The 21,484-nt window shown below is 40.6% G+C and carries 20 protein-coding genes; 14 read left to right on the forward strand and 6 right to left on the reverse strand.

The window, feature by feature from the left end:
* Positions 1-7: 7 nt before the first annotated feature.
* Positions 8-424, reverse strand: coding sequence for an MgtC/SapB family protein (locus KAN5_RS05200; RefSeq protein WP_016707267.1), 417 nt, complete (start codon positions 422-424; stop codon positions 8-10).
* A 510-nt stretch (positions 425-934) separates the two neighbouring features.
* On the opposite strand from KAN5_RS05200, the gene KAN5_RS05205 reads away from it, so the two are divergent.
* Positions 935-2,161: a BCCT family transporter gene (locus KAN5_RS05205; RefSeq protein ID WP_347881512.1), complete on the forward strand. Its 1,227-nt coding sequence runs from the start codon at positions 935-937 to the stop codon at positions 2,159-2,161.
* A 36-nt stretch (positions 2,162-2,197) separates the two neighbouring features.
* On the opposite strand, the gene betT is transcribed toward KAN5_RS05205, so the two are convergent.
* Positions 2,198-4,180, reverse strand: a complete 1,983-nt coding sequence (betT, locus tag KAN5_RS05210; RefSeq protein WP_244390642.1) for a choline BCCT transporter BetT — start codon at positions 4,178-4,180, stop codon at positions 2,198-2,200.
* Between the two features lie 172 nt (positions 4,181-4,352).
* Between betT and KAN5_RS05215 the strand changes: the two genes are divergently transcribed.
* Complete coding sequence (locus KAN5_RS05215) at positions 4,353-4,736, forward strand: hypothetical protein (protein ID WP_244390643.1); 384 nt, start codon at positions 4,353-4,355, stop codon at positions 4,734-4,736.
* Here KAN5_RS05215 and fghA read toward each other — a convergent pair.
* Entirely contained in the window at positions 4,687-5,532 is an 846-nt protein-coding gene (gene fghA, locus KAN5_RS05220; protein ID WP_244390644.1) for an S-formylglutathione hydrolase, read from the reverse strand. The genes KAN5_RS05215 and fghA overlap by 50 nt on opposite strands.
* A gap of 55 nt (positions 5,533-5,587) precedes the next feature.
* Entirely contained in the window at positions 5,588-6,709 is a 1,122-nt protein-coding gene (locus tag KAN5_RS05225; protein WP_244390645.1) for an S-(hydroxymethyl)glutathione dehydrogenase/class III alcohol dehydrogenase, read from the reverse strand.
* A 114-nt stretch (positions 6,710-6,823) separates the two neighbouring features.
* Between KAN5_RS05225 and KAN5_RS05230 the strand changes: the two genes are divergently transcribed.
* The 12 genes from KAN5_RS05230 to KAN5_RS05285 all read left to right on the forward strand — a co-directional run bounded on the left by KAN5_RS05230 (position 6,824) and on the right by KAN5_RS05285 (position 19,033).
* The gene (locus KAN5_RS05230) at positions 6,824-7,693 is read left to right on the forward strand and encodes a LysR family transcriptional regulator (RefSeq protein ID WP_016707261.1); all 870 of its coding nucleotides are present in this window, start codon (positions 6,824-6,826) and stop codon (positions 7,691-7,693) included.
* A 139-nt stretch (positions 7,694-7,832) separates the two neighbouring features.
* Positions 7,833-9,050: a lipoprotein-releasing ABC transporter permease subunit gene (locus KAN5_RS05235; RefSeq protein WP_016707260.1), complete on the forward strand. Its 1,218-nt coding sequence runs from the start codon at positions 7,833-7,835 to the stop codon at positions 9,048-9,050.
* Positions 9,043-9,741 (forward strand): lipoprotein-releasing ABC transporter ATP-binding protein LolD, encoded by a 699-nt coding sequence (lolD, locus tag KAN5_RS05240; RefSeq protein ID WP_016707259.1) that lies wholly within the window; start codon positions 9,043-9,045, stop codon positions 9,739-9,741. The genes KAN5_RS05235 and lolD overlap by 8 nt, the downstream gene beginning before the upstream one ends.
* Entirely contained in the window at positions 9,731-10,975 is a 1,245-nt protein-coding gene (locus KAN5_RS05245) for a lipoprotein-releasing ABC transporter permease subunit (protein WP_244390646.1), read from the forward strand. The genes lolD and KAN5_RS05245 overlap by 11 nt, the downstream gene beginning before the upstream one ends.
* 240 nt (positions 10,976-11,215) lie before the next feature.
* Entirely contained in the window at positions 11,216-11,689 is a 474-nt protein-coding gene (locus KAN5_RS05250) for a DUF1456 family protein (RefSeq protein WP_244390647.1), read from the forward strand.
* Between the two features lie 345 nt (positions 11,690-12,034).
* Positions 12,035-13,387, forward strand: coding sequence for an NADP-specific glutamate dehydrogenase (gdhA, locus tag KAN5_RS05255; protein WP_244390648.1), 1,353 nt, complete (start codon positions 12,035-12,037; stop codon positions 13,385-13,387).
* Positions 13,388-13,573: 186 nt separating this feature from the next.
* Positions 13,574-14,971, forward strand: a complete 1,398-nt coding sequence (locus KAN5_RS05260) for a M28 family metallopeptidase (protein WP_244390649.1) — start codon at positions 13,574-13,576, stop codon at positions 14,969-14,971.
* A 349-nt stretch (positions 14,972-15,320) separates the two neighbouring features.
* Positions 15,321-15,692, forward strand: a complete 372-nt coding sequence (locus KAN5_RS05265) for a DUF6678 family protein (protein WP_016707255.1) — start codon at positions 15,321-15,323, stop codon at positions 15,690-15,692.
* A 43-nt stretch (positions 15,693-15,735) separates the two neighbouring features.
* The gene (locus tag KAN5_RS05270; RefSeq protein WP_016707254.1) at positions 15,736-16,053 is read left to right on the forward strand and encodes a hypothetical protein; all 318 of its coding nucleotides are present in this window, start codon (positions 15,736-15,738) and stop codon (positions 16,051-16,053) included.
* A gap of 355 nt (positions 16,054-16,408) precedes the next feature.
* Entirely contained in the window at positions 16,409-17,320 is a 912-nt protein-coding gene (locus KAN5_RS05275; protein ID WP_244390650.1) for a hypothetical protein, read from the forward strand.
* A 332-nt stretch (positions 17,321-17,652) separates the two neighbouring features.
* Positions 17,653-18,063 (forward strand): zinc-ribbon domain containing protein, encoded by a 411-nt coding sequence (locus KAN5_RS05280; protein ID WP_244390651.1) that lies wholly within the window; start codon positions 17,653-17,655, stop codon positions 18,061-18,063.
* A 127-nt stretch (positions 18,064-18,190) separates the two neighbouring features.
* Positions 18,191-19,033: an alpha/beta hydrolase family protein gene (locus KAN5_RS05285; RefSeq protein ID WP_244390652.1), complete on the forward strand. Its 843-nt coding sequence runs from the start codon at positions 18,191-18,193 to the stop codon at positions 19,031-19,033.
* 60 nt (positions 19,034-19,093) lie between these two features.
* On the opposite strand, the gene KAN5_RS05290 is transcribed toward KAN5_RS05285, so the two are convergent.
* Complete coding sequence (locus KAN5_RS05290; protein WP_244390653.1) at positions 19,094-20,839, reverse strand: AMP-binding protein; 1,746 nt, start codon at positions 20,837-20,839, stop codon at positions 19,094-19,096.
* A 197-nt stretch (positions 20,840-21,036) separates the two neighbouring features.
* Positions 21,037-21,483 (reverse strand): DUF3010 family protein, encoded by a 447-nt coding sequence (locus KAN5_RS05295; RefSeq protein WP_016707249.1) that lies wholly within the window; start codon positions 21,481-21,483, stop codon positions 21,037-21,039.
* Between the last annotated feature and the right edge of the window lies 1 nt (position 21,484).

Genomic DNA, 21,484 nt, shown 5'->3' on the forward strand with positions numbered 1-21,484 from the left:
AATATAGTTATTTTAAGCGTTTCACATAGCGCAGAGTTATAAAGTTGATAATGGCCATCAACACGGCGATTTCGTAGCGACTAAAAGCCACGGCAATACCAATTAAGCCCATGTTCCATATACTTGCGGCGGTGGCAGTACCGTATGTAGAGTTTTTGTTTTTTAAGATTGCACCACCGCCAATAAAACCAATTCCGGTGATGATCCCTTCAAGCACTTTTGCCTCAGCCTCTGAGGTGGTTAAGACTGACATAGCGACTAATGCGTAACCGCATGAAGCAACCGCCACCAGCGGAAAGGTACGTAAACCGGCACCATGGTTTGAGCGTTCACGATCAAACGCCATCGGCAGGGCTAGTAAATAGGCAATTGATAAATGAATTAAATTTTCGATAATTTCATGTAATTGTAAGTTAAGTTCCATCTTAGATCTCATCGGCTATTTTTAAATAAAATTGCAAAGATCAAACCACCTTGTTAGATATAGTTTTTATTTTTTATCAATATGTTATGTTTCTGTAGTCAATAGCTTTACGTATTTTAGGTAACATTTACATATTACTGTGGGAGTTTTACTCAAGTAAATTGCTAATTTGATATCCGTATGAAAGCGCCGTATTCTTAGCATTGCTAATTTTTAAGGTATGAGTGTGACAAGTCGATCTCGTTTTTCCAATTTTACTGCTAGTCTTGAAACGTATGCACTGATACTTTGTATGATCTCAGTTGCGGGGGCATTTTTGTTCCCGGATGCACTGACTGCGACTATCAAACCATTGATCATTAATGTGTTAGCAGTATTAGGCGGGCCATTTTTTCTGCTCGTGAATTTTTTATTGATTGGCGTGATAGTACTGGCGTTCAGCCCTCTTGGGCAACGTAAAATAGGGGGGAACACGCAAAAGTTGAGTTTTCAAACTTTGGTTGGCTTTCTATGTTATTTGCTGCAGGAATGGGATCTGGTCTTGTTTTTTGGGGCGTGGCTGAACCCGCAATGCATGTTTTACAACCCCCTTTAAAGCAAAGTTTATATCCTGATCGCCAAGCAGCCGCGTTAGCTATCACATTAGTGAATTGGGGTGCACATGCGTGGGCTTTGTACGCAGTATTTGGCTTAGTGCTAGGTGGCTTAAGCCATAATAGTGGTAAAGCTGGTGATATTAGTGCCCCGGTGCTGAGTTTGACACGCTCATTTTTTAACAGAGCAGAGCAGTTAAAGTTAAAATTTTTGATTCAGTTATTAGCTATTTTGGCCATATTTTTTGGTGTGGTTGGTACGATTGCCAATTCAACTTTACTACTGAGTAAGGGAATTGAGTTAAAGCTGGATGTTCATACGCCGTGGTTGGTCGGGTTAATTATTATTGTGTTATTGGCTGTACTTTACAGCTTATCTGCACGATTAGGGCTTAAAAAAGGTGTGCAGACACTGAGTCAGTTTAACGTGTTTTTAGCATTTTTTATCCTTGTTTGGTTAATGACTATGGTACCCCTACAACCGATCATTGATGTGGCGATCAGTGGTAGCCAATATTATATCCACTTATTAGTAACGGGAACTTGGCAGTTCTCTAGCCAATTAAATGCGCCTAGTTGGGCGAATAGCTGGACCTATAATTATTATTTTTGGTGGTTAGCATGGGGACCATTTGTTGGTGTATTTTTAGCTAAAATAAGCCAAGGACGTCCAGTATGGCAATACATTGTTGGTGTGGTTATTGTGCCAACCTGTGTCACTATTTTATGGTTTAGTGTTTTTTCTGGATCTGCAATCGCTTGGGACAGTGGTCATAACAGCGGTATTATGGCCGCGATTAAAGTTGATTATACCCAAGGTTTATTTGTATTTTTTAAGCAGCTAGGCTGGCAAGGTGGTGTACTCATTTGGGCAAGTTTATTGCTTTTGTTGATCTTTGTGGCAACTTCTGTCGACTCTGCAATATTAGTGATACGCAACTTAGCTGGGGCAAAAAGCAGTCACCGTTTAAGCCTGTATACTTGGTCTTTTGTTCTTGCGTTGAGCAGCTGGGTATTGTTATTACAAAATAATGAACTACTTAACCGTAGTCTGGCAGTGATTGGTGCTCTGCCATTTTTGTTTATTTTTATTCTGCAGCTGATTGGTTTTGTGAAAGAATTTATGGCTGAGCTACAAGAGTAAGCATAAGATACTTACTCTTGTAATTGCTTTGCTGATTTAGCGTAGGGTATGTAAGAAGTGCATGTGTTTATGGTATTGATCGATTAGATCATTAATTACGGCTTCTTTAGACCATCCCATTACATCATAATCTTGGCCACCTTCACGTAAATGAACCTCGGCACGGTAATAATTTTCATCACTATCGTCATCATCTTCATCATCAATTGTGTACGACGGTTTTTCATAAGAGCGGCGTTTTACTACATAAAGAAAGTCTATTTCTTCGCCAAGTAATACTCTTAAGCTGACTTGACCACGCTCAAGCTTATCAACATCAACGATGACCTCTAAGTTATGAGTACCAAGCTCTTTGGCTACGCTTTGCATCGCGGGTAGAGCAATTGATTTAACAAATCGATTAACGTTGGTTTTATTTGGAAAATCAACAATATTGTTCAGGCGTTCTTGCCAACTTGCACCTTCACTGCCAGGTAAGGTAGGCGCAATTGGTGCTATATTCATTTGCAAGCTTTCCCGTTTGGCAATATCAACTCGCAATGCTTTGATCAAGCCGTATGTTGCTATGAGTAACACCACCGCAAAGGGCAGTGCACTGGCAATGGTCATCGTTTGCAGTGCCCCTAAGCCACCAACCATCAGCAGTACCGCAGCGACAACACCTTCACCACCGGCCCAATAAATACGTTGCCAAACAGGTGTGTTGTCTTTACCGTTAGAGCACAGCATATCTACTACCATTGAGCCTGAATCAGAGGAAGTAACAAAAAATACGATAACCATACAGGTGGCAATAAATGACAGTACACCAGACATAGGGAAGTTTTCTAAAAAGGCGAAAATTGAAATCGCGACATCTTGAGAAACAGCTTCACCTAGGCTTGTAACACCTTGATTCATGATCAAGTCAATGGCCGAATTACCAAAAAAAGTCATCCACATTAATGTAAAACCAGTTGGAATAAATAGCACACCCATTACAAATTCACGAATGGTACGTCCACGGGATACTCGTGCGATAAACAAACCAACAAATGGCGCCCATGACATCCACCAACCCCAATAAAGAATAGTCCAACCACCCATCCAATCCGTTTTTTCATAGGCAAATAAATTGAAGGTGTGGTTGACAATGTCGGATGCGTAAGCGCCTACGTTTTGCACAAACGCTTGTAATAAATAAACGGTAGGGCCAAGAATAAGTACAAATGCTAGCATGATGACCGCAAGGCCCATGTTTAATTCAGATAAAATACGGATCCCTTTATCAAGGCCTGTGGTAACCGAGATTATCGCTAAGCCTGTGACTGCTGCAATTAGGAGCACTTGAGTGATAATACCCACGGGCACATCAAATAAATAATTTAACCCAGAGTTCACTTGCAGGACGCCATACCCTAGAGAGGTGGCGACGCCGAATACAGTTCCAATAACGGCAAATACATCAACAGCATGACCAATTGGGCCGTAAATTTTATCGCCAATTAATGGGTAAAGCGCTGAGCGTAATGTCAATGGTAAGCCATGACGGTAGCTAAAAAAGGCTAAGATCAGTGCAACGATAGCGTAAATGGCCCAAGCATGTAATCCCCAGTGAAAAAAGGTGATTTTCATGGCTTCACGGGCAGCCTGTACGGTTTGTGCATCACCAACGGGAGGGTTCATGTAATGCATAACTGGTTCAGCAACCCCAAAAAACATTAAGCCTATTCCCATACCTGCACTAAACAGCATGGCAAACCAAGTAACATGATTATAATCGGGGGTCGAATGATCAGGCCCAAGCTTGATGTTTCCGTAGCGTGATAAACCTAAGAATGCCACTGTGATCAAAATAATGGCAACGGTTAACACATAAAACCAACTGGCATTTTGAACAATTGCAGCTTGCAAAGTATTAAAGAAGCTATCAGCTGTTGTTGGCGCTAACGCGGTAAACATGACTAATAGGATAATGAGTGCAGACGCCGTGTAAAACACGGGCGGATTGAGTTTTGATTTTTCTTCTGTGGTGGACATTGATATTCCCCGTGCTGAATTAAATGTTCATAGAAATAAAATTTCTAAAAAAGTATAGCATATTCAATTAATTAATTCATTGTCATGAACTTACAGTTTTTTACAGTGTTTTGTACTGTGTTAGTTATAGTATTAATTAACAATACATCAACGTAGTACAAGGATTTAATTTATGTTCAAACATTTTGTTGTAGCTTTAGCTGTTAGCCAATTATTGTCTGCATGTACCGTGGCTGGGGTATTGGTTGATGGCGCTATTTATTCAAAAGCAGATGAAAATTACGATGCTGATTTAGCGCTTTCCCCTGCGCATGTGGCGCCAGAAAAGGATTTTCCCGTTGGTGATCAACAGACGTTTTCTTTTTCTGAGTTGGGTTTGGAAGTGGACCGATTCTTGGTCGGATTAGTGCAACAGCAATCACAGCCGCAAGTGCTCTGCAAGCGAGTGACTAAAACACTTAAAGAATGTGAGGAAGTACCGGCTGACAACCTCACACAGGAGCAGACTAGTGAGCCTGCAAATACGATTGATGAAATAATAGGTGTTCGTCAATAAAGCTACTGATGAAAAAATAACTATGATCATAACCTGCATGCATGTTAATTTCAGCAGGGTAGTCATTCTCATTCACTTGTTGGAATAAGTTTTCAGTTTTTAGTTGTTCCACTAAAAAGTTATCAGCTTCACCTTGATCAATGCGCATTGGTAGGTAATTTTTTTGCCTGGCGTGTTTCATTAGCTCACAGGTGTCGTATTGGGCCCACGCCGATTTATCACTGCCTAAATACTGACTAAATGCTTTTTGCCCCCAAGGACAGTTAATTGGGTTCACAATCGGGCTAAACGCTGAAGCACTGGTGTAATTTTGTGGGTTACGTAGGGCAATCATCAACGCGCCATGCCCCCCCATAGAATGACCACTAATTGCTTTTTTGTCGGTTACTGGAAAGTGCTGCTCAATTAAAGCAGGTAGCTCATTTACCACATACTCATACATATTGTAGTGGGTGTTGTAGGGCGCTTGTGTGGCATTGACATAAAAGCCAGCACCTTGGCCGAAGTCATAGCTGTCTTCATCCGGAACATTGTCACCGCGTGGGCTAGTATCAGGAGCAACAATGGCAATGCCTAATTCAGCTGCTTTTTTAAAAGCACCGGCTTTTTGCATAAAATTTTCATCAGTGCAAGTTAAGCCTGATAACCAATACAGCACGGGAACTTTATTGGTTTGGCTTGCGCCGGGTGGCAAAAAGATAGCAAAACGCATTGTGCAGTGAGTACTGTTTGCAGTATGGCTATATTGCTTGTGCCAGCCACCGCTGACTTTTGTGGCACTTAAATTATCTAACATAGTATCCTCGCTAACAGGCCACCGAGCAAAAGCTGGGTGGCATGTGTACTTTATATTAGTAATGGATGACAGTACGAATACTTTTACCTTCATGCATTAGATCAAATGCGTCATTAATATCTTCAAGCCCCATGGTATGGGTAATAAAGTCATTAAGCGCAAATTCGCCCGCCATATAACGCTCTACAATCTCTGGTAGTTGTGAACGTCCTTTCACACCGCCAAAGGCACTGCCGCGCCATACACGGCCAGTAACGAGTTGAAACGGGCGTGTGGAAATTTCTTGGCCTGCACCCGCAACCCCAATGATCACCGATTCTCCCCAGCCTTTGTGGCAACACTCAAGGGCAGAGCGCATCACATCAACGTTACCAATGCACTCAAATGAGAAATCAACGCCACCATCGGTCATCTCAACAATCACTTCTTGAATCGGTTTGTCGAAATCTTTTGGATTAATTAGATCTGTTGCGCCTAACTTAGTCGCCAGATCAAACTTAGAGCTATTAATGTCGATGCCGATAATGCGTGAAGCGCCAGCCATTTTCGCACCAATAATCGCAGATAGACCAATACCGCCTAGGCCAAAGATAGCAACTGTATCACCGGCTTTTACTTTTGCCGTATTTGTTACTGCACCCATACCCGTTGTGACGCCACAGCCAAGTAAGCAAATTTCTTCTAAAGAGGCTTCTTTATTGACTTTAGCTAGAGAAATTTCTGGCAGTACTGTGTACTCAGAAAATGTTGAGGTGCCCATGTAGTGATAAATTGGCTGACCATCTTTGAAAAAACGAGTTGTACCGTCAGGCATTAAACCTTTACCTTGAGTTTCGCGAACAGCCGAACACAAGTTTGTTTTACCTGAGGTACACATTTTACACTCACCACACTCAGCGGTGTATAACGGGATCACATGATCGCCCACTTCAACACTCGTTACCCCTTCACCAACAGCATAAACAACCCCAGCACCTTCATGGCCTAAGATAGCCGGAAAGATACCTTCAGGATCTGCACCTGATAAAGTGAACGCATCGGTATGACACACACCCGTTGCTGTGATTTTGACCATGACTTCACCTTTTTTCGGCATCATCACATCCACTTCTTCAACAGACAGTGGTTGGTTAGGTCCCCAAGCTATTGCAGCTTTTGATTTAATAAACTCTGACATGGGTTCTCTCTTTTATTAATTACTTTGATGGTTTAAAACAATAGCGCTATTTTATTTGTTTCTCAAACAATGTTAATCTTCATTTTAATAAAACACTTTTACAGTATGGTAATAATGAGTCGTTGGTTAGGCATAGATGAATTTATCGCAGTCGGTGAAGAGGGCAGCTTTACTCGTGCAGCCAGTGTGTTGGGTGTATCGGTAGCGCATATAAGCCGTCATGTTACGCAATTAGAGCAACGTTTAAACACACAATTATTAACCCGTACAACCCGAAAGGTAGTGTTAACCAAAGAAGGGGAAGTATTTTTACACCAGACCAAACACTTGCAGCACGCCTTAGACGACGCCACCGGCTTACTCGCTCAGCAACAAAGTACACCCAAAGGTAAAATTAAACTTACTGCGCCAGTGATGTATGGCGAAAGCTTTGTGATGCCTGCTGTACACACATTTATGCAGCAACACAGTGATGTTGAAGTAGAAATGGCGCTGAGTAACGAGCAAGAAAACCTATTAGAAGGTGGGTTTGATTTGGCTATTCGCTTGGGTCATTTAAAAGACTCTAGCTTAAAAGCACGGCGCTTAAGCGAGCGGCATTTTGTAATTTGCTGCTCAAAAGCCTATTTAGCGCGTTTTGGTGAGCCTCATACCTTAGCAGAATTACAAAATCATCAATGTTTAGTGGGGAACAGTAGTTATTGGCGAGTGTGCGAACAAGGGCGTGATAAGCATATTAAAGTAGCAGGACGATTACGCTGTAACAGTGGCTGGGCATTAGCGGATGCGGCAAAAAAAGGACTAGGTATTATTCAATTGCCTAACTATTACATTGAGCGTGACTTAGCCGCGGGGGATTTAGTACCAATATTGATGAACAGCCAGCCAAAGCCCGAAGGTGTGTGGGGCGTGTATCCCCCGAGACAGTTTGTGGCAACCAATGTACGTGCATTACTTGACCATCTTATAACCTCACTGAATTGAAGATCATTAAAAATAGGCGGGCCAATTGACGGCAGTAGTTGATTTGTCATTAATTTTTACATTTTTGCACATACCCAACAGCCGTTTATCTATGCTAGTATGAGCGCTGAATTGGCATTAAATGTAACCATAAATAATTATGTTTCAACCTGTTAGCCTGTTTATCGGGCTGAGATACAGTCGTTCCTCGAAAGGGAATGCATTTATCTCATTTATTTCGTTTTTCTCCATCGCCGGTATTGCCATAGGTTTAATGGCATTATTTACTGTTAGTTCAGTAATGAATGGTTTTGAAAATAACCTTAAAACTAATATGCTAGGCCTTATTCCCCATGTTGAAATTGCAGCTGATGGACAAACACAGGCCCAAATGACGCAGTTACAAAATGATATTATGGCATCTGAATTTGTAAAACACGCGAGCTTGTATCGTCATGGTGAAGCAATTTTACAAACTAACCATGACCTTCACGGCGTATTGCTGCAAGGCTTATACGATGATAACGCATCTTTGTATAAAATCAGTGATAGAGTGACTCAAGGTAATTGGCAAACTGTTATGGCATCGCGCTATAACATTGCTATCAGTCGTTACTTAACTCGTAAACTCGGTATTGGTTTAGGTGATAAAGTACGGGTGATCATGCCCAATGCGTCAAGTTACACGCCGCTTGGTCGTGTCCCTAGCCAACGTTTATTTACGGTTGCGGCAATTTATGAAACCGGCTCTGAAATAGATATGAGTTTGGCGTTTACTAGTGGCGAATCGCTGCAACGGATTTTAAAGCTACCAACTAATAGCGCACCAAATTTAAGCATTTCACTTTATGACCCTTTTGAGTTAGATACCTTTAGCGCATCAGCCAGCAACATTTTAAATCAATACACAGTCACCGATTGGCGTCAGTCACAAGGGACTTTATTTGCTGCTGTAGCGATGGAAAAACGCATTATGTCTATGCTGCTTGGGCTTATTGTGCTAGTGGCGGTATTTAATATTGTTTCAGCGTTGACCATGATGGTGAGCGAAAAACAAAGTGAAGTTGCTATTTTACAAACTCTAGGGTTAACCCCAGCACAAGTCCAGCACGTTTTTATGATCCAAGGTTTATACAACGGTTTAATTGGTACCAGTATTGGTGCAGGACTCGGCCTGTTACTCAGCGCTTATATTAACGAAGTATTAGCTGGGATTGGTTTAAACCTATTAACGGGGATTGCTTTACCCGTTAAATTTGACGTGATGAGTTTATTAGTGATTGCCATTGGCAGTATTACCATGAGCTTTTTAGCCACATTATATCCGGCACGTAAAGCTGCCAATGTTAGCCCCGCAGAGGTATTGCGTTATGAATGATTTAGTTATCCAATGTGAACAATTAAGCAAAACATATCAAGATGGTGCCAACCAAGTAGAAGTGTTAAAAGGGATCGATTTAAGCTTGCAGCAAGGTGAAATGTTGGCAATTGTAGGCAGTTCTGGTTCAGGCAAAAGTACCTTGCTACATATTTTAGGCACACTTGATTCGCAAAGTGCTGGGACGGCTAAAATCAAAGGTCAGCAGGTCGCTAAGTTATCACGTGCTGAACAAGCTAAATTTCGTAACGACCATTTAGGATTTATTTACCAGTTTCATCATTTACTGATGGAGTTTAATGCTGTTGAAAATGTAGCTATGCCTTTATTAATAAAAGGTTTAAGTGCTAAAGAGGCCAATGTTAAAGCCCTCGCCATGCTTGATAAAGTTGGCTTGTCGCATCGCAGTAACCATAAACCCTCTATGTTATCTGGTGGTGAACGCCAGCGCGTGGCGATTGCTCGTGCATTAGTGACAGAGCCTGATTTAGTTTTAGCCGATGAGCCTACAGGCAACTTAGATAAACAAAATGCGATTAAAATTTATGATTTGATCAAAACACTCAATAGCAGTTTAAACACCAGCTTTGTAGTAGTGACTCATGATTTAGAGCTCGCCGATAAGCTAGGTAAAATTGCATACCTTGATGATGGTAAGTTGGCAATTAAAGAGGCTAATCATGTTGCTTAGTGCCTACTTAAGTAAACGTTTTAGAGCAAGTTCAGGTAGTAAAGACGAAAAAAATGGTTTTGTTAGCTTTATAGCAAAAGCCTCGACCATAGGTATTTTACTCGGTGTTGCTGTGCTCATTGTGGCTTTGTCAGTGATCAATGGTTTTGAACAGCAGCTTGTGCATCGTTTATTAAGTGTTGTACCGCAGGTTGAGTATGTTGCGCCAAATCGTGCAATTGATAATTGGCCTGAAAAAGTGGCAAAACTCACGAAGCAGCCAGGGGTAACGGGTGCTGCTCCTTTTATAAGTGTCAATGGTATGGCGCAATATAAAAGCGAACTAAAAGCGGTTGAAGTGCGTGGTGTTGATCCAGCTTTTGAAACTGAGGTGTCTGCGGTTAATCAGTTTACTTATGGCAAGTTGGTCAGCCAAATTAGCGAAGATGAAATTATTTTGGGCCAGCAAATTGTTAAACAGTTAGGCGTTGAACAAGGGCAGTTAATTACTTTATTGATCCCCCAAGTTAATCAAGCTGGTGCTGAAATACTCGCGCCAAAAAGGGTTACCTTAACATTGGTTGGAGTAATTGAAATGGGGGGCCCCATTGATAGCAGTGCGGCATTTATTCATTTAAACAAAGCACAATCAGTACTTGGCTATGAACAACGACAAGTAACTGGGCTTCGCTTAGCAGTAAACGATGTATTTCAAGCACACCAAATAGCGCTGCGTGTTGGTCAAACAATTGATGATTATGTGTATATCTCTAGCTGGTTTAGAACCCAAGGTAGTTTATATCAAGATATACAAATGGTCAGAACCATCGTTTATATTGTGGTATTTTTAATTATTGCCGTGGCAAGTTTTAATATTGTTTCATCATTGGTGATGGAAGTACGAGAAAAGCAAGCTAACATTGCAATCTTAAAAACCATGGGTGCAAAAGACAGCACTATACTCGCAACGTTCATTTTGCAAGGGCTTAGCCAAGCCTTTATCGGCGTAGTGTTAGGCAGCTTTATTGGTGTGATGCTCGCGTTGAATATTAGTGAGCTATTTACTTTAGTAAGTCAGTTACTCGGGGCCAACCCTCTTGAAGGTGTTTATTTTATTGAATTTTTACCGAGTAAACTAGTATGGCAAGATATTGTGGTTACTGTGATCGTCACATTTATTCTCGCAGTACTGGCAACCCTTTACCCCGCATGGCAAGCAACCCGTGTTGATCCTGCTAAGGTGCTTGGCAATTGATCAAGTTTCATTTAAGAACCTGTGTATAAAAGGATTATTAATCAATTCGCACGTTACCTGCACGCTAATGAGGTTTATAAGGCGCACTTTGTATCAGTGGTGTAATGTCGATATTGGCATCGTGGCGTGGGGGGGCGAAAAATATCAATAGGGGAGCTTCATTAACTCTGTTAAACTGCACGGCTTCTTACTTAGCCAGCAATACTTGCTTGGTTGTCTTATCTTACTCTGGAATTTACTTTGACTAATAATGATATTTTACGTCGTCTGCGTTATACCTTTAATTTAACCGATACTAACATGATTGAAATTTTTTCGGCGGCGGATCATGTTGTCACACCACTACAAGTAACAGGTTGGCTGACGAAAGAAAGTGAAGCAGGGCATGTAGAGCCAAGTGACACTGAATTTGCGACTTTTCTAAATGGTTTTATTAATACAAAACGCGGTAAACGCGATGGCGAGCAGCCACTTCCAGAGCGCACACTAAATAATAATAGTATTTTAATGAAATTGCGTATTGCACTGAATATGAAAGCAGACGATGTGATTGCGGTACTGGCGTTGAGTGGCTTTAACTTAAGCAAGCATGAGTTAAGTGCTTTTTCACGCAAAGTAGATAATAAGCATTACCGTGTTTGCAACGATCAGGTGTTACGTAATTTCTTAACCGGTATTCAGCTACAATTACGTACAACGGTTAGCGGCGAATAGATTGTCTATTATATCGGTATGGCAAACGTTATTGAAACACAATACCTTGTTTATCGTTAGAAAAAGCTAAATGCTAATTGTGCTGCTGTTAAAGCTCTATTTCCCCAAGCTACTCACAGTATGAGTGTGCTTGGGTTTATATGCGGAATTTGTGGATAAAAATTTAATTTGTATTTTCGTTAACTCAAAAATAATTCACGTTACTAGGCGTTAATTTTAAGGCTTCATCATGTTAGAGTGTTAAAAATTCTATTTTTTAAGGGTCTTACTATATGAATCACAAACTTGATCACGTTTATTTTAACATCTGATACAACTACAAATTTTGAACACGGAAGAATAATTATGAATTATATACACAGTACAATTGCGCAATTAAAACAGACGAGTCCGGCACAATGCGAATTTTACCAAGCAGTAGAAGAAGTGCTAGAATCACTCGAACCTATCCTCGAAAACTCCGCTGAATATCAAAAAAATGCGATTATCCAACGATTAGTAGAGCCTGAACGGCAAATTATGTTTAGAGTTCCTTGGGTTGATGATGAAGGCAACATTCACGTTAACAAAGGGTATCGAATTGAATTTAACTCCACCCTAGGCCCCTATAAGGGCGGCTTACGTTTTCACCCAAGTGTGAACGCCAGTATCATAAAATTTTTAGGATTTGAGCAAATATTTAAAAACGCATTAACCGGGCTGCCTATTGGTGGTGGTAAAGGCGGCGCTAACTTTGATCCTAAGGGCCGCTCAGATGGTGAAATCATGCGTTTTTGCCAATCATTTATGAATGAAATGTACCGTCATATTGGCCCAACGACCGATGTTCCTGCGGGTGATATTGGTGTTGGCGCGCGTGAAATCGGCTATATGTTTGGCCAATATAAACGTTTGACTGGCCGTTACGATGGCGCGTTTACAGGGAAAAGTTTGGCCTGGGGCGGCTCATTGGTTCGTAAAGAAGCAACGGGTTATGGTGCTGTGTATTTTGCTAATTACATGCTGCAAGAGGCCAATAACTCTCTGCAAGGTAAACGCTGCTTAGTATCAGGTGCTGGGAATGTGGCTATCTATGCGATGGAAAAGCTCTATCAATTAGGCGCAACCCCTATCACGTGCAGTGATTCAACAGGCACACTTTATCATGAGTCAGGAGTTGATCTTGCGCTTGTTAAACAGCTCAAAGAAGGTGCTCGCGCAAGTTTAGCTGTGTATTTAGATACTCACCCAGATGCGCAATATATTCCAAAAGTTGATTATCCATGTGATGGCCACGCCGTATGGCGATTTGCTGCAGATACCGCATTTCCATGCGCAACGCAAAATGAATTAACACAAGCTGATGCCGAAATGTTAATTGAAAATGGCTGCATTTTAGTCAGTGAAGGTGCAAATATGCCCAGCACCAAAGAAGCAATCGACGTGTTTCTTGCCGCTAAAATAGCGTATGGTCCAGGTAAAGCTGCTAATGCTGGCGGCGTTGCTACGAGTCAATTAGAAATGGCGCAAAATGCCAGTATGCAATCGTGGACATTTGAAGAAGTTGATTCTAAGTTGCAGCAAATAATGAAAAACATCTTTGATACAGCTAGTTGCACAGCAACTGAGTTTGGCCAGCCAGGCAATTTAGTGTTAGGCGCTAATATTGCTGCATTTCGTCGAGTTGCAGATGCAATGATAGAGCAAGGTGTGGTCTAGTCATTAAGTCAAACTAAGCTTATTAAGCCCACTACTTCTAGTGGGCTTTTTAATGGTGATTACACAGTTTATTGCACTAATCGGTGATTAAACGAGTTAATCAGTTGTTAGTCTCAAAATTATTTGCAGCATTTATTCACTCACGTATTGTAGTTTGTGTATTCATTAACAATAAAAGAGCCAACCATGTTTGAGCAAAAAAGCCATTTTATTACATCCTGTAAACCTGCGTTACTCCTCAGCACACTGTTTATTACAACCAACACATTTGCTGTCGAACCCGATTATCAAGATCAAGCCAAACTTCATGACATCGCAGCAGCGGTATCACCTCAACGCATAGAAAAGGATATTCAAGCATTAGTTGATTTTGGCACTCGTCACACGTTGTCCGAGACTAAATCAAATACCCGAGGGATTGGTGCTGCGCGTCGTTGGATAAAAGCAGAATTTGAAAAAATATCTGCCGAGTGTGGCGGCTGTTTAGAGGTTTTAGAAGTAAAAGACACCATATCAGGTGAAAAACGTATTCCTAACCCTGTTGAAGTGGTTAATATTATTGCAATTCAGCGCGGTAGTGATGAACCAAACCGCATGGTGATGATGTCCGGTGATATTGACTCGCGTGTAAGTGATGTAATGGATTTTACCAGTGATGCCCCAGGTGCAAATGATAATGCATCAGGCGTTGCGGGCGTGATTGAATCGGCTCGTGTGCTCTCTAAGTATAAATTTAATGGTTCGATTGTTTATGCGGCGCTTTCAGGTGAAGAGCAAGGATTATTTGGTGGTAAAATCCTCGCCTCGTATGCACAAAAACAAGGCTGGCAAGTACACGGTGTACTCAACAACGACATGATTGGTAATGTTACAGGTATTAACGGCGTAACGGATAACACCACTGCGCGTATCTTCTCTGAAGGTACACGGGTTATTGAAACCAAAGAGCAAGCTCATAAACGCCGCTTTACCGGCGGCGAGGTCGATTCTGCAAGTCGTAACCTAGCGCGTTATATTGATACCATTGCTGATCGTTACATTCCTAACTTAGATACTATGTTGGTTTACAGGCTTGACCGTTTTGGTCGTGGAGGGCATCACCGCCCATTTAACGACATGGGCTATGCCGCTGTGAGGGTGATGGAAACCAACGAAAATTACAATCACCAACACCAAGATCTACGTACAGAAAATGGTATTGTTTATGGTGACACGATCGACGGTGTTGATTTTGATTACACGGCAAAACTCACCTCACTTAATGCGGTAAGCCTGGCCTCTATGGCATGGGCACCAGCGCCACCAAAAGACGTTGAAATCTCAGGTGCTGTGCAGCCAAGCACCACTTTGAAATGGCAAAAAAACAGCGACAAAACAACAGTGGGTTACAGAATTTACTGGCGTTATACCAGCGAGCCACAATGGCAGTTTAGCCGCTATGTCGGTGATGTAAGCGAAGCAACTCTTAAAAATGTGGTGATCGACAACTATTACTTTGGCGTAGCCGCTGTTAATAAAGACGGCATTGAATCACCGGTGGTATTTCCAGGTGATGTAGGTGCATTTGAGCAGGATATAAACTAATTAATTAGGCGTAGCGCAAGGCGCTTTTGCGCTACAGCTTTAATTCATTGAAGGGATATTGCACTAAAATTCTCGGTATATACTTGGTTTAAGTTCTCGCTTTATCTTATTAATAAAATTAAATGATTGACTTTAATAGTGTTTATTTTGATTGTTCTCGTTTAATAAAAATGTTGATTCTCGATTAGGTAAGTTCTTGCTATGAGCGGGGCGAGTTTTTATTGCCATCTTCCTCATAAGTTAGTAAGTTAATAATATTATTATAAATTTTAATGCGTATTGGCACGAATACAGGCACTTTCATAAAGTGTTTATCGGTATTCTTGGTAAAACGCTGTTAGGTATACACATGAGTCTTCTGCCAATGGCTGATACAGTGTCCCATGAAAAGGACGTGAAAGAAGCTAAAAGGCTCATTGCAGAAAAGCAATTAGTTGGTGCTGCAAACAACACAAAATGGAATGAGCTAATATCACAAATGCGTGAAATTTCTAATCCACCTTGCTACCGAACTAAGGTGGTTAATGGCTACATCTCGGGTTGGGATAGCGAATGGTATTATCACTTACCATTTCCATTACTTTGCGTTGAGTGGATTGATATTGATTTGTCTGAAAAGGTTCTAAGTCTTATTAAACGGATCGGCTTTGAATTTGAAGTGACGGAATCATTTGTTAGAGTTTGGGGTTATTTTCCAAAGTGTTACAAAGAATTTACCTAACAAGGCCGTTTACGGCAAGCGTTATGTTTTTATAGGACTATCGATGAAATACTTATGGTTAATTCCACTTTTCTTATTGGCTGGTTGCCAAACTGCTCCAACTTTTTGTGAAAAGGAGCCTGAATCAAATTTATGCAACCAAAAAACTTATCACTACAATACAGATCAGGCACTCAAGGAATTTGAAACGAAAAAATCAAAGAAAGCCTTTGCTTTAGGGAAAACTGAAGATGGATGGGAGTTTTATGGCTATTCAGAAAGTTATAGCTCTAAAAAGAAAGCTAACAAACGTGCGCTTGAAGAATGTCAAAAAAGGTTGAATAAACATGGATCTAAAAGTAAATGTGAGGTTATTCGTTAGCAAAACATAATCGGGTAGCCGGAGGTCTCCTCCAGCCCCCACACCACCCATCATGCGCTTTTTATTAATAGGAAGTACAATGGGCGGTTCATCTCCCGTAATGAATATTGATCCAAATATCTCTTAATGACGCTAACCTTGTGACGCTAGATAGTTATTGCCTAGCGCAATGTTAATTCCTTTTGTTTTTGAGCTTTTGTAATGCTTCCTAAAACGCCAATTAAAGCAACAGCAAATATTTTACGTAAAATCGAAGTAACCGATTGAATCAAAATAGGAACTTGGCTATGGTTAACGCATCAATAAAAATAAATTAAAAACGAGTTATTCTACAGGCTCGTTAGATGTAAGAGACATGCGAAGCACAGTTCTTATAATACTTTTATCAATAATGCTCATATCATGTGGCTCATCATACAGCGTTCCACGTGCCGCGCTGCATATCGATGTTACTGATGCAAATCAATTCAATACACTGCTGGGCAGTATTAGAGACTTTCTTCAGGCTAAAGATTTTGCCGATCTGGGAAAAGATGAAGAAATGCTTGAGCTATTAAAGTGGAGTAGTGGAAAGCATAAGGGTGATTCCATCGCTAATACTAATAACGACCAAATAAGTAGGATCCATCGGACAAGGCGTTTTAAGAGCGAAGAATTAGAAGTGGATGTGGTAATAATTGATTACTCAGACCTTGCGATCAAAAAGCGTTTTGTAAATTACCCGAGCTCAGAATCAGTAATATCCGATTCTCCAGCTTTGGAATTGAATATCTACAACTACAGGCCTGGAGGTTTTTCAATCGAGGGACATAAGTTATATGAAGAGATACTTTCATTTATAGAATCAAATCATAATAAGCCCATAAATATTATATTTTCACCCCCTGAAACGAACCAAAAAGAATTTTACAAGGTCTCTGCTATCAATTTTCTTACTGGTGGGGTGTGGTGGCTAATTGTTTATACGATTTCGATTGGAATTTTTGGGTTTATAATAATAAAAACACTAAACCGTACTAAGTTTACAGTTGTTAACAAGCGAGCAACATTTGCTTTATTTGGAACCATCTTGGCTACACCACTGCCTTTTCCAGCTGCAACAATATTTGTGATAGTACTGCCGAGCGTCATGGCTTTGCCTGCAATTGGGTCAGATTATTTCTCACGAATTCAGACTTTTGCTATACCATCATTTATTGTTAGCGCTGCTTTGTGTGTACTCTTATCCATCTATCTCATAAAAGGCAGCAAAAGTGAAAACACCTAACACATATGAGCCTTAACTCTGTCGATTTGGCAGTTAAGCAGGTCGCTTACGGCAAATACATATAAGGAGCGCTACGCAATAATCCTTACATTATTAGCACAGCATTTGCTTATATTCCTCTAAAGCGCAGCGCCTCTTGACCTCTTTGTGAATAATTCACTAAATTTTTTTGCACAAAGAGCAGAGAAAGAGAATAAATGAGGGTTAACTTGAAGGCTAATATTAGCATGCGTAAAACACATTACATAAATAGGCATATACGTAAAAGCTGATACTCAATGTATCACTTTACTGTCTCTCGACTTAACATAACGAAAATGGTTAATACACCAATGAATAAAGTTCCGCTAAATAGAAATGAATACTCGCAAGAATCAAAGCGCTCTGTCGGCCACGAATTTCTCGCAGCGTATTATGAAGATATTAAATACGTTTGCATCAAATGTGACAGTGAGGCTGTATTTCTTGCTCAAGATCAGAAACAGGCTTATGAAGTAAGAAAAGAGTATATGTGGATTGAGCGTAAACTGTGCTACATCTGCTGGAAACAAATGCGGGTAATCAAGGCTGAGTTATATAGAGTCGAACGTGAATACTGCGAAAACAAACCTAAAGCATTATCAAATAAAGAATTTCTTACTCAATGGTTGGGTATGTTAGAGCTTTATCCAAAGTTTGGAAAAAAGGCGAATTTTGCACGGATAGATTTCGTCAAAAAGCACCTAGCAAATAATGTATGGTGAAGTTATGGAAACAGCGAGATTAATCGTCTTTATTATTAGTTTTAATTGTATGATAAATTAGTTGTTTACTTCATACAAAAACAGTGAAATGATTAAAATACAATGACATCATAAATAAAATAACAATATGAAACATCTATTTATCATTATTTTTAGCCTCATTTTTAGTGCTCACACAATTGCATTTGAAGTTAAGAGCAGTACTTTCGTTGGGCAAAAAACAAAGATAGAGCAACCGATCACGGTAGTCCTGCCGGATAATTATTCGAGCAATAAACGTTACAATGTGATCTATGTATTACATGGTTTTAGCGGTAACCACACTGATTGGACTAAATTAACCGACATAGAACAATTAGCCGATCAGTATGATGTGATAGTTGTAAACCCAGACGGTAATTATGGTGCCTGGTACTTAGATTCGCCGCAGCTTAACGATTCTCAATATGAAACTTACATAGCAGAAGATGTGGTAAATTATATTGATAATACCTATTCGACCAATCGGTCTAAAATGGGGCGGGGGATCACTGGTCTATCAATGGGGGGATATGGCGCATTGAATGTTGCTATAAATAATCAAGATGTTTTTGCAGCTGTTACGTCTATGTCTGGTGGTGTTGATTTACGACCATTTGCTGCTGAATTTGGTATTGCAAAAGTATTAGGTGAGTATAGCCAATATCCACAGCGCTGGGATAATGCATCCATCATCAATAATTTACACAAACTGGCTGCGGGTAATACACGTTGGAAAAAAACCGCTGATAACCTGCCTATTATGCTTGATATTGGTGTTGATGATTTTTTTATTGAGCAAAACCGTGAACTTCATGACGCGTTATTAGCACTTAGGATCCGCCATGATTATGTAGAACGACACGGTGTACATGACTGGCACTATTGGCAAAAAGTTATTCCTTATCAATTTTTGTTTTTAACCAGCCATATGCAAAAAGCAGTAGAATGATTTCAGTATTTAAGGCTGAATATAGTTATTCAGCCTTTTGCTCAACTAGAATTAGAAGGGCTAAGAAAATGCGCTTTCTTTTATTTCAGCTTGCATTTGTTCACGCATTTTAAATTTTTGTAGCTTACCCGTCACCGTCATCGGGTAGTGTTCAACAAACCGTATGTGCTTCGGTACTTTAAAATAGGCGAGTTTATCTTTTAAGAAAGTACGTATTTCTTGCTCTGTTAATATCGCATCTTCTTTGGGTTGCACCCAAGCACAGACTTCTTCACCGTATTTTTCATCACTGATACCAAAAATAGCGGCATCTTGCACGCCCGGATAAGTGTAGAGTACTTCTTCAATTTCTCGCGGGTAGATATTCTCTCCACCGCGAATAATCATATCTTTTATCCTCCCTACAATGGCAACAAAGCCTTGCTCATCCATTACCCCTAAATCACCCGAATGCAGCCAGCCATCTTTATCAATCGTTGCGGCGGTTTTTTCTTCGTCATTCCAATAGCAGCGCATAATACCAGCGCCTCGGCTACATACTTCACCGGGCAGGCCGATTTTTTGAATATCACCCAGTTCATCAATAATTTTTACCTCTGTATGGGCGAGGGCGCGACCCACTGTGGTGACTTGTTTTTCAATAGGGGAATCAATTTCTGTGACATTATTAATAGGGCTGCATTCAGTTTGACCATAGCCAATGACCACTTCCTTCATATGCATAAGTGAGTGCACTTTTCGCATTACCTGCTCTGGGCATGTTGATCCTGCCATTATGCCGGTGCGTAAACTTGATAAATCAAAACGGGAGAAATCTTTTAGTTCAAGCTCTGCGATAAACATAGTAGGCACGCCATGAAGCGCGGTACAGCGCTCTTGCTCAACCACTTCTAAGGTGGTGGTTGGATCAAACGATTCACCAGGGAACACTGCAGTGGCACCTTTGCTGATACACACAAGGTTTCCTAGTACCATACCAAAGCAATGATACAAGGGCACAGGGATACACAGTTTATCTGCGGCAGTTAACCCCATGGCGTTAGCCATTAAAAAACCATTATTCAAAATGTTGCGATGCGATAAAGTCGCCCCTTTGGGATTACCCGTTGTGCCAGAAGTAAACTGGATATTGATATCTTGGTCTGGTTTTAGTGTTGCTGCAATGCTTTTGAGTGCTTGTTGTGTTGCATCGTTGGGCAGTGCCATAACGTGTTTAAAACTAAACATACCCGGTGCGGGTTCATCGCCAATACGAATGATATTCTTTAAATCAGGTAAATTTTTTGCGCAGAGTTGCCCAGGAGTTGCTGCTGCAAGTTCTGGCAGTAACTCATTAAGCATATCAAGGTAATTACTGGCTTTAAAATTAGAGGCGGTAATAAGGGTAGAGCACTGTACCGAGTTAAGTGCATAGTGTAATTCATTAGGGCGATAGGCTGGATTAATACAGACCATAATGGCCCCGATCTTCGCTGTGGCAAATTGAGTTAAGCACCACTCAAGGTTATTAGGTGACCAAATACCGACCCGATCACCAGGCTTTACACCTATCGCCAACAAGCCCATGGCGAGTTGATTGATCTGTTGCTGATACTCACTATAACTTAAGCGAATGTTTTGATGGTGAACGATAATCGCAGGGTGGTTAGGGTTATTGTCGACAATATTATCTAGGTAGTCACCAATGGTTTGATTGATCAATATTGGGTTTTGTGCCCCTTGATAGTAGCTTTGTGTTAATGGAATGGGAGCTTTGCCCTCAGTATCGCTGTCGAACACAGTTTTATTTGTATTTTTTACGTGCATCGCCGTTCTCCGTGTCAATGTTGTGAGAGTTTACTTTGTTAGAAAAACATAGATTGTCGACAAAGGGAAGGGCTATACGACCAATGTAGCAAGAAAAAGGAAATGCGAGGCAATAAAAAACGCTAGTAAGTTTATGCAAACAGGTTTGCAATACTTACTAGCGCTATAGTATGTAGTTGTTAGCGCATTAATTAAAACTAAAGCTCTTCACTGCGGTAGGTTTTCTTCATTAAATAAACGTAGGCGTTAACAAAAGCATTTTCTTGATACTTTTTCAGCCCTGTTTCTGCAAAGTCGATAGGAATTGGGTTGCGCTTTAATTGCTCTTTGATTTCGGTCACTGTAAATAAATGCACATCGAGCTCTTTAATTAATTGAATCGCGGTCTCCATCTTAAATCCGTTTGCACTACCTGCAAATTTACCTTTAGGGGCACGTTGACGAATAGCGACGGAATCGATTTGATAATCTTGCATAAGCTTAGCAAAATCAAACTGGAATTTGCGCATTACTTCTGTGTCATTGCCATTACCTAAGGTAAAGCGAGTTTGGCGAATATCGCGTATATCAAATACGTCTTTATCTTTTGTTAAAATACACAGTAGTACGTCACTACCGGTAATTTCTACACCGCATGTTCTCATT

The sequence above is a fragment of the Pseudoalteromonas sp. KAN5 genome, assembly GCF_022846535.1.
Classification (GTDB): domain Bacteria; phylum Pseudomonadota; class Gammaproteobacteria; order Enterobacterales; family Alteromonadaceae; genus Pseudoalteromonas; species Pseudoalteromonas haloplanktis.

Bases quoted from the DNA above. Each gene is read 5' to 3' on its own strand.
- KAN5_RS05280 (WP_244390651.1), top strand. From the start codon at position 17,653: ATGAATAAAGTTCCGCTAAATAGAAATGAATACTCGCAAGAATCAAAG.
- KAN5_RS05270 (WP_016707254.1), top strand. From the start codon at position 15,736: ATGAAATACTTATGGTTAATTCCACTTTTCTTATTGGCTGGTTGCCAA.
- gdhA (WP_244390648.1), top strand. From the start codon at position 12,035: ATGAATTATATACACAGTACAATTGCGCAATTAAAACAGACGAGTCCG.
- KAN5_RS05225 (WP_244390645.1), bottom strand. From the start codon at position 6,709: ATGTCAGAGTTTATTAAATCAAAAGCTGCAATAGCTTGGGGACCTAAC.
- lolD (WP_016707259.1), top strand. From the start codon at position 9,043: ATGAATGATTTAGTTATCCAATGTGAACAATTAAGCAAAACATATCAA.
- KAN5_RS05200 (WP_016707267.1), bottom strand. From the start codon at position 424: ATGGAACTTAACTTACAATTACATGAAATTATCGAAAATTTAATTCAT.
- KAN5_RS05235 (WP_016707260.1), top strand. From the start codon at position 7,833: ATGTTTCAACCTGTTAGCCTGTTTATCGGGCTGAGATACAGTCGTTCC.
- KAN5_RS05215 (WP_244390643.1), top strand. From the start codon at position 4,353: ATGTTCAAACATTTTGTTGTAGCTTTAGCTGTTAGCCAATTATTGTCT.
- KAN5_RS05245 (WP_244390646.1), top strand. From the start codon at position 9,731: ATGTTGCTTAGTGCCTACTTAAGTAAACGTTTTAGAGCAAGTTCAGGT.
- betT (WP_244390642.1), bottom strand. From the start codon at position 4,180: ATGTCCACCACAGAAGAAAAATCAAAACTCAATCCGCCCGTGTTTTAC.
- KAN5_RS05295 (WP_016707249.1), bottom strand. From the start codon at position 21,483: ATGAGAACATGCGGTGTAGAAATTACCGGTAGTGACGTACTACTGTGT.
- fghA (WP_244390644.1), bottom strand. From the start codon at position 5,532: ATGTTAGATAATTTAAGTGCCACAAAAGTCAGCGGTGGCTGGCACAAG.
- KAN5_RS05260 (WP_244390649.1), top strand. From the start codon at position 13,574: ATGTTTGAGCAAAAAAGCCATTTTATTACATCCTGTAAACCTGCGTTA.
- KAN5_RS05285 (WP_244390652.1), top strand. From the start codon at position 18,191: ATGAAACATCTATTTATCATTATTTTTAGCCTCATTTTTAGTGCTCAC.
- KAN5_RS05265 (WP_016707255.1), top strand. From the start codon at position 15,321: ATGAGTCTTCTGCCAATGGCTGATACAGTGTCCCATGAAAAGGACGTG.
- KAN5_RS05205 (WP_347881512.1), top strand. From the start codon at position 935: ATGTTATTTGCTGCAGGAATGGGATCTGGTCTTGTTTTTTGGGGCGTG.
- KAN5_RS05275 (WP_244390650.1), top strand. From the start codon at position 16,409: ATGCGAAGCACAGTTCTTATAATACTTTTATCAATAATGCTCATATCA.
- KAN5_RS05230 (WP_016707261.1), top strand. From the start codon at position 6,824: ATGAGTCGTTGGTTAGGCATAGATGAATTTATCGCAGTCGGTGAAGAG.
- KAN5_RS05290 (WP_244390653.1), bottom strand. From the start codon at position 20,839: ATGCACGTAAAAAATACAAATAAAACTGTGTTCGACAGCGATACTGAG.